Origin of the sequence: Rhodococcus sp. KRD175 (assembly GCF_017168275.1) — a bacterium.
Taxonomy (GTDB): Bacteria; Actinomycetota; Actinomycetes; order Mycobacteriales; family Mycobacteriaceae; genus Rhodococcoides; species Rhodococcoides fascians.
In genome coordinates, this window is sequence record NZ_JABFAQ010000012.1 from 32,224 (window position 1) to 46,127 (window position 13,904).

Genomic DNA, 13,904 nt, shown 5'->3' on the forward strand with positions numbered 1-13,904 from the left:
AACGTTGCCCACCGCCTCAACTCCCGTCCACGCAAAACGCTCGGCTGGAAAACTCCAGCCGAGCGTTTACGTGATCTACTGACAGGCATCTGACCATCAGGTGTTGCGAGGACCCCTAGAATCCGCCCGTTCGGGTTGGGGGCTTCGTCGTACTACCCGAAAATCAGTGAGCGTGTCCGTGGCCGGTTGCGGCCTCGGACTCTTCTTCGGGCTTCTCGACGATGGAGCTCTCCGTCGTCAGGATCATGCGCGCGACGGATGCGGCGTTGACCACGGCAGATCGGGTCACCTTCACCGGATCCACCACACCGTCGGCCAGCAGGTCGCCGTACGTCAGGGTCGCAGCGTTGAAACCGTGGCCCTTCGGCAACTCGGCCACCTTGCTGACGACGACGGAACCGTCGATGCCGGCGTTGGTGGCGATCCAGAACAGCGGTGCGTTCAGTGCAGTGCGCACCACTGCGACGCCGGTGGCTTCGTCACCGGTGAGGCCGAGATCGTCGGCCAGCGACAACGCGGCCTGAGTCAGAGCGGAGCCACCGCCGGGAACGATGCCTTCTTCCACCGCAGCCTTGGCCGCTGCAACTGCATCGTCGACGCGGAACTTGCGTTCCTTGAGCTCGGTCTCGGTTGCGGCACCGACCTTGATGACGGCGATGCCTCCGGAGAGCTTCGCGAGCCGCTCTTCGAGCTTTTCACGATCCCACTCGGAGTCGGTGTTCTCGATCTCGCGACGAAGCTGGCCGACGCGGGCATCGATGTCGTCCTGCGAGCCGGCACCGTCGACGATGGTCGTCTCGTCCTTGGTGACGACGACGCGACGCGCCCGGCCGAGCAGCTCGAGGCCGGCTTCCTTCAGGCTCAGGCCGACATCTGCAGTGATGACCTGGCCCGCGGTGACGACTGCGAGGTCGTCGAGGAACGCCTTGCGACGGTCGCCGAAGAACGGAGCCTTGACGGCAACGGCCTTGATCGTCTTGCGGATGGAGTTCACGACCAGAGTCGACAGAACCTCACCCTCGGTGTCCTCGGCGATGATCAGCAACGGCTTGCCGCTCTCGGCAACCTTCTCCAACAGCGGAAGGAAGTCGGGAAGCGAGGTGATCTTCTCGCGGTACAGCAGAACGTAGGCGTCCTCGAGCACAGCTTCCTGCGTGTCGACGTCGGTGACGAAGTACGGCGAGAGGTAGCCCTTGTCGAACTGGACGCCCTCGGTGACCGACAGCTCGGTGAGCAGAGTCGAGGACTCCTCGACGGTGACTACGCCGTCTGCACCGACGCGAGTGAGCGCCTCACCGACGAGTTCGCCGATCTCGGGGTCCCGCGAGGACACGGTCGCAACCTGAGCGATGGCCTGCTTGCCCTCGACCGGGGTGGCGGCGGCGAGCAGCGCCTCGGCAACCTTGTCGGCTGCCTTGGAGATGCCGGTGCCCAGCGCGATGGGGTTGGCTCCGGCGGCGATGTTCTTCAGTCCGCCGCGGACGAGAGCCTGTGCGAGAACGGTCGCCGTGGTGGTGCCGTCGCCTGCGACGTCGTTCGTCTTGGTGGCGACGCTCTTGACCAACTGGGCGCCGAGATTCTCGAACGGATCTTCCAGGTCGATTTCACGAGCGATCGACACACCGTCGTTGGTGACCGTGGGGCCACCGAAGGCCTTGGAGAGAACGACGTGGCGACCACGCGGTCCGAGAGTGACCTTGACTGCGTCGGCGAGCTTGTCGACGCCGCGCTCGAGAGAGCGGCGTGCTTCCTCGTTGAATTGGATTTGCTTTGCCATGTTTCGGTGTTACTCCTTCGAGTAAAGAAACTCGATCGAACGCACTCCGCCCCGGGACCGACACTGAAATCGGATTCCGGGGCGGGATGCGTTGTGGCCTACTTGGCGATGACTGCCAGCACGTCGCGTGCCGACAGAATCAGGTACTCCTCGCCGGCGTACTTGATCTCGGTGCCGCCGTACTTGCTGTAGATGACGGTGTCACCTTCTTTGACGTCGACCGGGATTCGGTTGCCCTTCTCGGTGACACGGCCTTCGCCAACGGCGACGACGGTGCCCTCCTGGGGCTTCTCCTTGGCTGTGTCGGGGATGACCAGACCGGAGGCGGTCGTCGTCTCGGCCTCGTTGGCCTGGACGAGGATCTTGTCCTCGAGCGGCTTGATTTTCACGCTCGCCACGTTGAGCCCTCCAAAGTTATGGGGTACGCGTCCGGGGTCGGATCCCCGGACAGCTGTGTGTAAGTACTTCTCGTGCGGTCCTGACAAACTCGGCACGAAACTCGGTCCCGTCGTCGCGGGTGCCGGGACTTCGCTCGGTGCCAACTAGCACTCTATACACGAGAGTGCCAGCACTCAAGGGCTGGGTTCGCCAGGCTTGCGTTCGGGCGACCGACTCGGCCGGATCGCACTTCCACCCGACCCGCACCGGTCGCCTCGGCACGCGACACGGGGATTTCCACACTTTTTTCTCGACGCCGCGACACTGCCGAAGGTGCAGGTGAGGCCGCACCCGAGCCTGCGATGTAACCGACCGAGCAGATTATTACGGTCGCGCAACGGGATCGGTAACGTTACGATAACGGAGCTGTCCGAACGATAACGATCGACAGCCGTGCCACGGCTCGACAGACGAGAGGCACTGCACGACATCGGCGGAACCGAACGGTTCCCACACACGGACAACGGGGCGGAGGTACACCATGCGGGTAGGAGTCGGTGTATCCACCGGATCCGAGGGCGTGTGCGCAGCCCTGGTCACCGTCGAATCCGACGGCAGCCATGCAGTCGAGTACCGCACCGTCTCGGCGGATCGCCAGGCGAAGATCGATGTCGGTGATCTCGTGACGTCCGCGGTCGAGCTGATGGCGTCCCTCGTTCCCGGCGACCGGCAGCCCGATTCCATCGCAGTCACCTTCCGAACCGAAGAACATGCGGCGCGCATCCGCGCTGCACTCGCACACACCACGCGAGACGTTCGGCTCGTTCCGGAAGCCGCCGCCGCGTCGGCACATCTGGCCACCACCGGTCTGGTCGACGGGTACGACACCATTGCCCTGGTGGACCTGGGAGCCAGTGGACTGTCGGTGACCGTGGCCCGCCGGACCGACGGTGTCGTTCTGTCCTACGGCCGATCCGAGGCCATCGGCGGCGTCGTTCTCGACGCACTGGTCAAGGACCTCGTTCAGAACATGACGCTCGACAATCTGCGAGACGACATTCGCGACGACCGCGGAATCGGATCGGCGCGGTACCGGGCGATCAAAGAACTGCTCTCACACGAGAACGAAGCACGCATCGAGCGTTACAGCGGTGTACCGCTCACCGTGAGCCGCGCTGCTTTCGAGACCGCTGCGTCGCCCCTCTTCGACGAGGCAGCGCAGTTCGTGCGCAGCGTGTTCGACGAAAGCACCCATGAACCCGAGGCCATCGTGCTGATCGGCGGCGGTGCCCACATCCCGCTGCTGGCCACGTCTCTGACCGACACGTTCCATGCACGCATCGTTCGTCTCCCCGAGCCGGATGCCGTGCTCGCTGTGGGCGCGGCCGTCGTCGCCGCATCGGTGACCGACAACGATTACCCCCTGGTCTCGGCCGCACGCCGGACTGCGGGCCGGATGGGTCGCTACTCGGGTGCGATCGCGGCGGCCGTCGTCGCAGGCGGGCTGGTCCTCGCCTACGGGCTGCAGACGATGACCCCGGCAGACGACCCCAGCGTGTCCCCTGCCGGTAGCGCCACCGAGCCCGTCGCAGCCGGGGACGCAGGACGACCCGCAGCCGAGGGCTACTCGCCGAGCGATACGCCGACTTCGACCCGTTACTCGGCTGACCCGATCGGCCCCGCAGCGACCACAGCCGATTCCTCGCGTCCGACGTCCCGACTCCCCGCGTCCTCCGCACCGACCACCACGCCGACGCTGCGACCTGCTCCCGACCTCCCGCGGATCGACTGGCCCATGGATCCGGCACCGGAGTCGTCGTCGCCCGACGCGGGCACCAGCGTCACCGTCGAGCCGTCGACGCCGGTCTCGCCCGAGCCCACGACGACGCCCGCGCCGACCACCAGCTCGCCCGTCGAGCCGACCCCGGCCCCGGGTGAGACTCCCGAACCCACCACGCCGTCCGGCCCGATCGAGCTCAGTCCAGGACCGACACCTCGGCCCTCGGCAGGGTCGGTTCCGGAAAGCTCGGAAGTACCGACCGGATCGATCACCGTTCCCACGACGGTCGTCCGTGGCTCGGATCCCACTCCGGAATTGACCGCTCCGCCGACGGTCTGGTCACCACCACCTGCTGTGTCCGGTCAGAGCGTCGAACCCCGGACGTCACCGGACACGGCAGCGCCGCGAACCTCCGAGCCCCCTCAGGACGCTCAGCCGGGAACCTGACTGGTCGCGACCGACAGGCCGGGGTCCGTCACCGCTGTCAGAGCCGACGGTGCCGCGCCCCCGGCAACCAGGTGAGCACCGAGGGCGGCAATCATGACACCGTTGTCGGTACACAGCCGCGGCTTCGGAATTCGCAGCGTCAAACCGTTGTCGGCGCACCGTGATTCGATCAACGAGCGGATCCGCGAGTTGGCCGTTGCACCTCCACCGAGAACGACGGTATCGACGTTCACGTCGGTCGCGGCGCGAACCGCCTTCATCGTCAACACATCCGCAACGGACTCCTGGAACGACGCCGCGATGTCGGCGACCGGAATCGGATCTCCGGCCCGCTGACGGGCCTCGACGAAGCGGGCGACGGCCGTCTTGACCCCCGAGAACGAGAAGTCGTAGCGCGCGTCCCGTGGGCCGGTCATTCCGCGGGGAAAAGCAATCGCAGTCGGATCGCCTTCGCGCGCCGCATCGTCGAGCGCCGGACCGCCCGGGTAGCCCAGACCGAGCAGGCGGGCCACCTTGTCGAACGCCTCACCGGCCGCGTCGTCGACAGTGGTACCCAGCTCCGCGATGGGCTTGGACAGATCGTCGACGTGCAACAGATGAGTATGTCCACCGGAGACCAGAAGTGCCACGCACGACGGCATCGGACCGTGCTCGAGGGTGTCGACCGCGACGTGGCCGCCCAGATGATTGACGGCGTAGAAGGGGACGTCCCACGCCGCTGCGTAGGCCTTGGCAGCGGCAACTCCGACCAGCAAGGCACCGGCCAGTCCTGGTCCGATGGTCACTGCGACCGCGTCGGGACGATCGATGTCGGCGGCGGCGAGAGCGCGGCGCATCGTCGGAACCATGGCCTCGAGGTGGGCCCTCGACGCCACCTCGGGCACCACTCCGCCGTACCGGGCGTGCTCGTCGACACTGGATGCCACCTCGTCGGCCAGCAACTCGCACACACCCGAGTCGCGCCAGCGGACGATGCCGACTCCTGTTTCGTCGCAAGAGCTTTCGATACCCATGACGATCATCGGGCAGCCTCCGTCTTCTCCGGCCGACGCATGGTGAACGCATCGGCTCCGCTGGGCTGGTAGTACTTCGCCCTGGTACCCACGATCTCGAAGCCCTCACGTCGGTACAACTCGATGGCCGGGTCGTTGTCGGTGCGCACCTCGAGAAACACCGGCCCACCGTGATCGTCGGCGACGCGCAACAATTCGCTCAACAGTCGTCCGCCGATCCCCCGGCGATGGTGCGCGGGATCGACTCCGATGGTGTGCACCTCGGCCTCACCGGCGACGAATGCGCCGCGGCTCGGTTGCCCCAGCAGAGAGATTCCCGCATAACCGACGATCTCGCCGGCCTCCTTCGCCGTGACGTAATGATTGTGCGGCGCAGCCAGTTCCGCGACGAATGCGTCTGCCGACCACGGGTCGTCACCCTCGAAGAGCACCGTCTCCAGATACGCGCATCGTGCGCAGTCGTGCACCGTCATCGGTTCGATCGTCACCGTCATCGAGCGGCCTTCTCCGCAGCCCGTTCGGCGAGTGTCTTCGCGTCCGGGCGCCGTAGATAGAGCGGAACGAGCGGTCCCGGTACAGTCCCGCTGCCGATGTCGGTGGCAGCCACCCGGACCAGACCTGCCGGGGACGGGGCCTGCACGTCACGCACCGGCAACCCGAACAGTGCGGCATGCGACGCGGAACCGGCAACGGCGTCGACACCTCCGTGCTCCAGTTCGGCCGGAGCGATCACGTCGGGGCCCGCTACCCGAACCCCGGCTTCGTAACGTGCCCAATAGATTTCGCGACGACGCGCGTCCGTGACCACCAACAGCGATCCGGATTCGTCGACGTCTGCCGCGATCGCGTCGAGACTGCAGACACCGTGGACCGGCAGTCCGAGCGCATCACCGAATGCGGCCGCGGTCGCCATCCCCACCCGCAGGCCGGTGTACGGACCGGGGCCCACTCCCACGACGACGGCCGCCAGATCGGTAGCCACGATGCCGGCCTCGGCCAGGCACTCGAGGATGTGGGGAGTCAGAACCTCGGCGTGCGATCGGGCGTCGACCTTGATGCGGGTGGCGACGGTGGTGACATCGGCCCCGTCGGCAGCGGAGTCGGACAACCGCACCACACCTGCGGTGACGGCAGGGGTCGAGGTGTCCACGGCAAGTACGAGCACGAGGATCAAGGCTACCCGCCCGGTGGCCGCACCCAGCACTCCCGTAGCCGCGGCACCACGAACCCGGGATACCCGCATCGCACGCTTCGTCGAGTGCCGTTACGGGCGCGCCGGGTTTCGGTGCTCACTCGGGTAGGCGGCCGAGCGCATCGCCATTCACCCGGCGAGCACTCACCCTTCGGACGTCCGATTCCGGATCGCGTGACAAGCGCACGGAGACATGCTGATCCGTCAGGGTCTCCACCACGCCCTCGCCCCACTCGACGACGACGACGGCGTGCTCGAGATCGGTATCGAGGTCCAACGCGTCCAGCTCGTCGAACGCGGACTGCCCTGTCATACCCAGACGGTAGGCGTCGACGTGCACGAGGGCGACAGGCGGTAAACCGTTGGGGCGCACGCCTGGTCGATGCTCGCGGGCGATGACGAACGTCGGTGAGGTGACGCGACCGTGCACCCCGAGACCCGCCGCGATCCCCTTGGTCATCGCGGTCTTCCCCGCACCGAGCGGACCGTCGAGTACGACGAGATCGCCGGCGACCAGAATGTCCGCGAGCCGAGCACCGAACTCGGCAGTGTCCGTCGCCGTCGCCAGTTCGGCCTCGACGGGCAGGTCCAGCCCGGAGTTCGGTGGACTCTCGGAATCAGACAACGCCCCACCGCTTCTTCTTGGGCTCCGAGGCTCGCGCCACCAGGCGAAGGATCGCACCGTTGACCTGTTCGGGGAACTCCAACTGCACCAGGTGCCCACCTTGACGCACCCGCACCATCTCCGATTTCGGCAGCGCGTCGGTGAGTGCCTCCGAACTCGCGAAGGGAATGATCCAGTCCTCGTCGCCGCACACCACCGACACCGGAATGTTCTCGAATTCCGCCAGAGCCGCCGACTCGTCGTGCAGTTCGAGGGTCTCGAGAAAATTCACGATGGTGACAACGGAGGTGTCGTCGATCATCGACTGCGAGAATGCCACCAGCCGAGGAGACACCCGCGTTCCGTACGAGGCCGCGCGCAGCACCGGTGAAATGATGGCGCGCACCGCTCCTCGCCCGAATTGCACCAGGCCGGGTGACGTGCGTACAGCCAGTCGAAAAGCATCGACCGCCGGATTCTGCAGGCTGCGGCCGACTCCCGTCTGTGCGAGGCCGGCAGCCGTAGTGGAGATCAGCACGGCACCGATCACTCGCTGCCGGACGACGGACGACCGCTGGCGCGCCATGGAAAGAATCGACATGCCGCCCATCGAATGCCCGACCAGGACGATGCGTCCCTTGGGCACGACCGAACGGATGACCGCGTCGAGGTCGAGGCCGAGCTGACCGATGGTGCAACTGCTTGCACTGGGCACCCCGGAGCGGCCGTGACCGCGCTGGTCGTAGAACACCATGCGCACGCTCGAACCCCACTGCTGTTCGAGCGCACGTCGTTGGAAATGCCACGACGACATGCGCAGGCAGTATCCGTGCACGAACACGACGGTCAGTTGTGCATCCGCCGGCCCCACCTCACGGACCGCCAGCGGAACACCGTCGTCCGCCGTGACGATACTGCCTCGATCGGCGTCCATCAGGTCGAGATTCTCGGTTGCCAGCGGATCCTTGTTGGATCGAAACGCCGTCTCCCGCACCACTATCGCAAGACTCTCCAGCAATCCCAGCATGGTCTACTTCGTCGCCTCCCCTGAGCGCGTGCCGACGAAACGACGTCGAACACGTCCACGAACGCCGGTGACGACCTCGTAGCCAATGGTGTCGAGCGCATCCGCCCAATCCTGAGCGTGCGGCTCTCCGCTGTCCCCCGGCCCGAACAGTATCGCCTCGTCGCCGATGGCGACACCCGAGCTGTCGCCGCCGAGATCGACGACGAATTGGTCCATGCACACGCGCCCCACCGACGGGTAACGACGACCGTCGATGGTCACCTCGAAACGACCGCTGAGTCGGCGCACGACCCCGTCGGCATAACCTAGCGCTACCAGTGCGACCACGGTGTCGGTCGGAGCTGTCCAGGTGTATCCGTACGACACCGATTCACCTCGGTTCACCTTCTTGATGTGGGCCACCTGCGCGGACAATGTCATGACCGGACGCAAGCCGAAATCTCCCATATCGGGCACCGGCGACAGGCCGTACAGCGCAATACCCGGGCGCACCATGTCGAAACCGAGGTCCGGCCTGGTCAGCGTTGCCGCCGAGTTGGACAGATGCACGACGGTCGGCGAGATACCGCGCCGGCCGGCGCGCGCAACAGCGTCGCGGAGCCGCTCTGCCTGGGCGTCGTTGGCCGGGTGATTCGGTTCGTCGGCACAGGCAAGATGCGAGAACATCCCCGTCAATCGCACGGACCCCTCGGCGACGGCCGACGCGGTGGCATCCAGGACGACGTCGAGGTCCGCCCGCGCAACGCCGTTGCGATTGAGGCCGGTATCGATCTTGAGCGAGAGGTCGGCAGTGAGACCGGTCCGCCTGGCTGCGGCGATCACCGAGTTCAGCTGGCCGGCCGTGGAGACCCCGACTCCGATGTTCTCGGCGATCGCAGCACCGAAGTCCGAATCGGCCCGGTGCAGCCACGCCAGCACCGGCACGGTGATTCCGGCTGCGCGCAGTTCGAGGGCCTCGCCGATCGTCGTGACCCCGAATTCGTGCACGCCGGCCGCGACGGCAGCGTGTGCCACGGGGCCTGCCCCATGGTTGTAGGCGTCGGATTTCAGGACGGCCATCACGGCGGCGTCGCCTGCGACTTCCTGCAGAACCCGGACATTGTGGGCCACGGCATCGAGATCGACGGTTGCCAGAGCACCCGAATCCGTCCGCGGATCGGTCTCCACGTCGCCGTTACCGATAGTCACAACATTCGATAGTGCCATCCCTTCCGCACACACCACGGATCAGGTGGCACAACTCATGACACACCGTTGGGTCGGCCGGCGAGCCCAGTGCAGCTCAGACAGCGACCGAGCGGACCGTCCGGATGGCTTCTCGCAGGCTGTTCGACAACGGTGTCGCCGAGATCGGGGCGGCGAATTCGCCATCGGCTCCGTGCGCGGCATGGGCTGCGGCCAGTGCGTGCACCTTGGCCCCGCACGCGGCCGCGGTCGACGGTGCCATTCCGGTTGCGAGCAGGGCACCGAGGACGCCGGACAGCACGTCCCCGGATCCGGCGGTGGACGCGGCGGATCCGCCCGCGTCACTGACGAACGCGGTGCCGTCCGAGTCGGCGACGACCGTCGCGCGGCCCTTGAGCAGCACGGTGACGCCCCACCGAGCGGCGAGGCCTCGTACGGCCGCGACGCGGTCGGGACCGGGTTCCGATCCGGTCAGGCGGGCGAACTCAACGGCGTGCGGGGTCAACAGCGTCGGTGCAGTGCGATCGACGACCCACTGCTCGTTGTCCGCGAGGATCGTCAATGCATCGGCGTCGACGACCACCGGCAGATTCGATTCGAGAACTCGACGCACGATGTCCGCCGAGGATTCGTCAGTGCCGAAGCCGGGGCCGACGACCCACGACTGCACCCTCCCCGCTGCATCCAGATCCGGTGCGACGACGACCTCCGGGTGGTGCGAGACCACTTCTGCGCCGGCACTTCCCACGTACCGAACCATCCCGGACGTGGCGGCGACGGCTGCGCCGACACACAGCAACGCGGCCCCGGGATACGTGGCGCTGCCGGCCAACACGCCGACGACTCCCTGCGAGTACTTGTCGTCCGACGCGGTGGGAATCGGCCAGATTCGGCCTACGTCGGCCGGTTCGAAGGACTCGATCTCGGGCGACGGCAGGGTCAGCCCGATGTCGATCACGTCGATTCGGCCACAACGAGGTACGGCCAACACGTGCACCGGTTTGCGAGCGCCGAACGTGACGGTGACATCGGCGGTCACCGCCGGTCCCGACACCTCACCGGTTTCTGCATCGACGCCACTGGGGATGTCCACGGAGACGATGGGCGCGGTGATCCGGTCGACCATCCCGGCAGCGTGGGGACGTAGCGGACCCTTCCCTGATATCCCGACGATGGCGTCGATGACGAGGTCCGGATCGTCCGGCTCCGTGACGACCCGTCCCCCCGAGGCTCGCAGGGCCGCAAGACCTTCGGCGTGGGCACGGTCCGGATCGAGCAGCAGCGCGGACACCGCGACGCCGCGCCTGCGCAGGAACGCACCTGCCCACAGGCCGTCTCCGCCGTTGTCTCCCGATCCGACCAGTATCAGTACTCGTCGCCCCGCGACGCCGCCGGTTCGCGAGAAGAGCTCGCGCGCCACCACCGAGGCCAAGCCGTACGCAGCGCGGCGCATCAACGTGCCGTCGGGCAACGATTGCAGCAGCGGAGCCTCGGCGTTCCTGATCTGCTCGGGTGTGTAGTAGCCGCGCATGCCGAGGTCCTCCCGCTCGTGCCGTCGTGTGTGTCGAGCCCCGCCGGTCCTTCTACTCGACCGTGACGGACTTGGCCAGATTTCGCGGCTTGTCCACGTCGTAGCCGCGCGCCTGAGCGACCTCGGCTGCGAAGACCTGCAGCGGAATCGTCGAGAGCAACGGCTGCAGCAGTGTCGACGCCGCCGGGATCTCGATAAGGCTGTCCGCGAAAGGCCGGACCGCTTCGTCGCCCTCCTCCGCGATGACGACCGTCCGAGCGCCGCGGGCCTGGATCTCGCGGATGTTGCTGAGCATCTTCGAGTGCAGCACCGCACGGCCCTTCGGCGACGGCATGACGATGATGACCGGAACGCCGTCCTCGATCAGCGCGATCGGACCGTGCTTGAGCTCACCGGCGGCGAATCCCTCCGCATGCATGTAGGCGAGCTCCTTGAGCTTGAGCGCGCCTTCGAGAGCGACGGGGTAACCGACGTGTCGACCGAGGAACAGGATGGTCGACGACGTCGACAGCTCGCGCGCGAGCGCACGCACCGGCTCGACCGTCTCGAGCACCCGCTGCACCAACTCCGGCATCGCTTCGAGCTCGGCGAACTCGCGCGCCACCTCGTCCGGGTACTTGGTGCCGCGCGCCTGCGCCAGGGCCAAGCCGACGAGGTAGTTCGCGGTCACCTGGGCGAGAAACGCCTTGGTCGACGCGACGCCGATCTCCGGACCTGCACGCGTGTACAGAACTGCGTCGGCCTCGCGGGGAATCTGCGAGCCGTTGGTGTTGCACACCGCAAGAACGCGCGCCTTCTGGTCCTTCGCGTGCCGCACTGCTTCGAGGGTGTCGGCGGTCTCGCCGGACTGCGAGATGGCCACGACCAGGGTCGACCGATCCAGTACCGGGTCGCGATAGCGGAACTCGCTGGCCAGTTCCACTTCCACCGGCAGCCGGGTCCAGTGCTCGATGGCGTACTTGGCGAGCAGACCCGAGTGGTAGGCACTGCCACAGGCGACGACGAACACCTTGTCGACGTCACGCAGTTCCTGATCGGAGAGACGCTGCTCGTCGAGCACGATCCGGCCATTGTCGAAGTGGCCGAGCAACGTGTCGGCCACGGCGGCGGGCTGCTCCTGGATTTCCTTGAGCATGAAGTAGTCGTGGCCGCCCTTCTCGGCGGCCGCGAGGTCCCAATCGATCCGGAACGGACGCCCCTGCGCCTCGTTGCCGTCGAAATCGCTGATGTCGTAGCCATCGGCCGTGATGACGACGACCTGGTCCTGCCCGAGTTCGACGGCGTCGCGCGTGTGCTCGATGAATGCAGCGACATCGGAACCAAGGAACATCTCGCCGTCGCCGACTCCGAGCACCAGAGGGGTCGACCTACGCGCGGCGACGATCGTGTCCGCGTGATCGGAATGAGTGAAGACCAGCGTGAACGCACCCTCGAGGCGACGCAGCACTGCCTTCGCACTGGCCACGAAATCGCCCGCAGTAGGCCCGTCCGCGTATGCCCGAGCGACGAGGTGGACAGCGACCTCGGTATCGGTGTCGGACAGGAACTCCACACCCGCCGTTTCGAGTTCGGCACGCAGCGGACCGAAGTTCTCGATGATGCCGTTGTGCACCACCGCCACCGATCCGGACGCGTCGCGATGGGGGTGAGCGTTGCGGTCGGTCGGACGCCCGTGCGTCGCCCACCGCGTGTGTCCCATGCCGGTGGTCCCGACGAACGTATCGGTGCCGATGTCGTCCAATTCGGCCTCGAGGTTTGCCAGCCGCCCGGCCTTGCGCTCGACCGCGGTAGAGCCCGCGCCGTCCAGTATCGCGATTCCTGCGGAGTCGTAGCCCCGATATTCCATACGCCGAAGCGCCTCGACCACCACACCCAAAGCTGGGCGGTGGCCGACATATCCAACGATTCCGCACATGGTGCATCAGGGTACTCGGCACGACGCGCACGACCCATTCGCTCAGGTCGCCGTGTCCGGCGTCCCCACACCCGAGCACATTCGGTAGCGTCATCTCTCGTGGCGAAACCGAAGAAGCTGGCATCTGCTCTCTCCAAGCGTGGCCCGCACAAGGTACTGAGAGGGAACCTGGCCCTGGCCGGGCAACCTGGCGTCGTCTACACCCCGGCCGAAGGCTTCGGCCTGCCCGGTGTGGCGTTCGCGCACGGTTGGATGCTGCGCCCCGGCAGTTACACCGACACCCTGAAGCACCTGGCGTCGTGGGGGTTCGTCGTGGCAGCACCCGACACCGAGCGTGGCCTCGTGCCCTCGCACCGCGGACTCGCCACCGACCTGGGCACTGTGCTCGACATCATGACCGGCGTTCGCCTGGGCTCGGGCAACATCAGTGTGCATCCCGAGAATCTGGCCACAGTCGGTCACGCGATGGGCGCCGGGACCGCCGTACTCGCTGCCTCCCGACGACCGGATGTCAAAGCGGTCGCCGCCCTGTTTCCGGCACCGACGGCACCGTCGTCCGAGGACGCCGCCGCAGGCCTCGACGTGCCCGGACTGGTCGTCGGCGACAGCTCGAACGCAGATTCGCTCAACGATAATTCACTGGCTCTCGCCCAGGCCTGGCACGGACCATCCGTCCTCCGACGGATCGACGGCTCGACGGCAGACGGATTCGTCGAAGGCCGGCGAATGCTCCGCGCACTGGGAGTCAACAGCTCCGACCGCAAGACCCAGCAACGCACCCGCGCTGTACTGACCGCATTTCTGCTCTACCACCTGACCGGCGACTCCGACTACGAGGAATTGGCCGGAACGAACGGCGACATCGCCGGCACCCGTGCTGTCGATCCTCACGCGCCGCTGACCGAGCAGCCCAAGCCGAAGGCGACCGCCTCGATCAAGGCTCTACTGGGACGCGGCTGACCCTTCCGGGTTCGGCGTCGTCACACCAGCCACGATCGGGGTTGCTCGTCGGGGTCCGGTTCGACGTGTGGTGCGCCGTGCCGCCGATCCAGGTG

At 66.7% G+C, this 13,904-nt stretch carries 12 protein-coding genes; 2 read left to right on the top strand and 10 right to left on the bottom strand.

Annotated features, from left to right (window positions below; all coding sequences use genetic code 11):
* Positions 1-163: 163 nt before the first annotated feature.
* Both groL and groES read right to left on the bottom strand, forming a co-directional pair.
* Entirely contained in the window at positions 164-1,777 is a 1,614-nt protein-coding gene (gene groL / locus J1M81_RS18110) for a chaperonin GroEL (protein ID WP_027496360.1), read from the bottom strand.
* A 98-nt stretch (positions 1,778-1,875) separates the two neighbouring features.
* A complete protein-coding gene (gene groES, locus J1M81_RS18115; RefSeq protein ID WP_008718149.1) occupies positions 1,876-2,175 on the bottom strand; it encodes a co-chaperone GroES in 300 nt (99 codons plus the stop codon).
* Between the two features lie 521 nt (positions 2,176-2,696).
* Here groES and J1M81_RS18120 point away from each other — a divergent pair.
* The gene (locus J1M81_RS18120; protein WP_206498529.1) at positions 2,697-4,382 is read left to right on the top strand and encodes an Hsp70 family protein; all 1,686 of its coding nucleotides are present in this window, start codon (positions 2,697-2,699) and stop codon (positions 4,380-4,382) included.
* Here the strand turns inward: J1M81_RS18120 and tsaD are convergent.
* The 8 genes from tsaD to glmS form a co-directional block, all read right to left on the bottom strand.
* Positions 4,367-5,404, bottom strand: a complete 1,038-nt coding sequence (gene tsaD, locus J1M81_RS18125) for a tRNA (adenosine(37)-N6)-threonylcarbamoyltransferase complex transferase subunit TsaD (RefSeq protein ID WP_032365611.1) — start codon at positions 5,402-5,404, stop codon at positions 4,367-4,369. The two genes, J1M81_RS18120 and tsaD, sit on opposite strands and share 16 nt — an antisense overlap.
* Positions 5,401-5,889: a ribosomal protein S18-alanine N-acetyltransferase gene (gene rimI, locus J1M81_RS18130; protein WP_027496358.1), complete on the bottom strand. Its 489-nt coding sequence runs from the start codon at positions 5,887-5,889 to the stop codon at positions 5,401-5,403. Before rimI ends, tsaD begins: the two co-directional genes overlap by 4 nt.
* Positions 5,886-6,560 carry a tRNA (adenosine(37)-N6)-threonylcarbamoyltransferase complex dimerization subunit type 1 TsaB gene (tsaB, locus tag J1M81_RS18135; protein ID WP_206498600.1) on the bottom strand — a complete coding sequence of 225 codons (675 nt, stop codon included), beginning with the start codon at positions 6,558-6,560 and terminating at the stop codon, positions 5,886-5,888. The genes rimI and tsaB overlap by 4 nt, the downstream gene beginning before the upstream one ends.
* Positions 6,561-6,684: 124 nt before the next feature.
* Entirely contained in the window at positions 6,685-7,212 is a 528-nt protein-coding gene (tsaE, locus tag J1M81_RS18140) for a tRNA (adenosine(37)-N6)-threonylcarbamoyltransferase complex ATPase subunit type 1 TsaE (protein WP_374223901.1), read from the bottom strand.
* Positions 7,205-8,218, bottom strand: a complete 1,014-nt coding sequence (locus tag J1M81_RS18145; protein ID WP_027496355.1) for an alpha/beta fold hydrolase — start codon at positions 8,216-8,218, stop codon at positions 7,205-7,207. The genes tsaE and J1M81_RS18145 overlap by 8 nt, the downstream gene beginning before the upstream one ends.
* A gap of 3 nt (positions 8,219-8,221) precedes the next feature.
* Positions 8,222-9,424, bottom strand: a complete 1,203-nt coding sequence (alr, locus tag J1M81_RS18150; protein ID WP_206498530.1) for an alanine racemase — start codon at positions 9,422-9,424, stop codon at positions 8,222-8,224.
* A 76-nt stretch (positions 9,425-9,500) separates the two neighbouring features.
* Positions 9,501-10,934 carry an NAD(P)H-hydrate dehydratase gene (locus J1M81_RS18155; protein ID WP_206498531.1) on the bottom strand — a complete coding sequence of 478 codons (1,434 nt, stop codon included), beginning with the start codon at positions 10,932-10,934 and terminating at the stop codon, positions 9,501-9,503.
* A 52-nt stretch (positions 10,935-10,986) separates the two neighbouring features.
* Positions 10,987-12,849 carry a glutamine--fructose-6-phosphate transaminase (isomerizing) gene (glmS, locus tag J1M81_RS18160; RefSeq protein ID WP_032365616.1) on the bottom strand — a complete coding sequence of 621 codons (1,863 nt, stop codon included), beginning with the start codon at positions 12,847-12,849 and terminating at the stop codon, positions 10,987-10,989.
* Between the two features lie 99 nt (positions 12,850-12,948).
* Between glmS and J1M81_RS18165 the strand changes: the two genes are divergently transcribed.
* Positions 12,949-13,809 carry a dienelactone hydrolase family protein gene (locus J1M81_RS18165; RefSeq protein WP_027496351.1) on the top strand — a complete coding sequence of 287 codons (861 nt, stop codon included), beginning with the start codon at positions 12,949-12,951 and terminating at the stop codon, positions 13,807-13,809.
* Positions 13,810-13,904 lie beyond the last annotated feature (95 nt).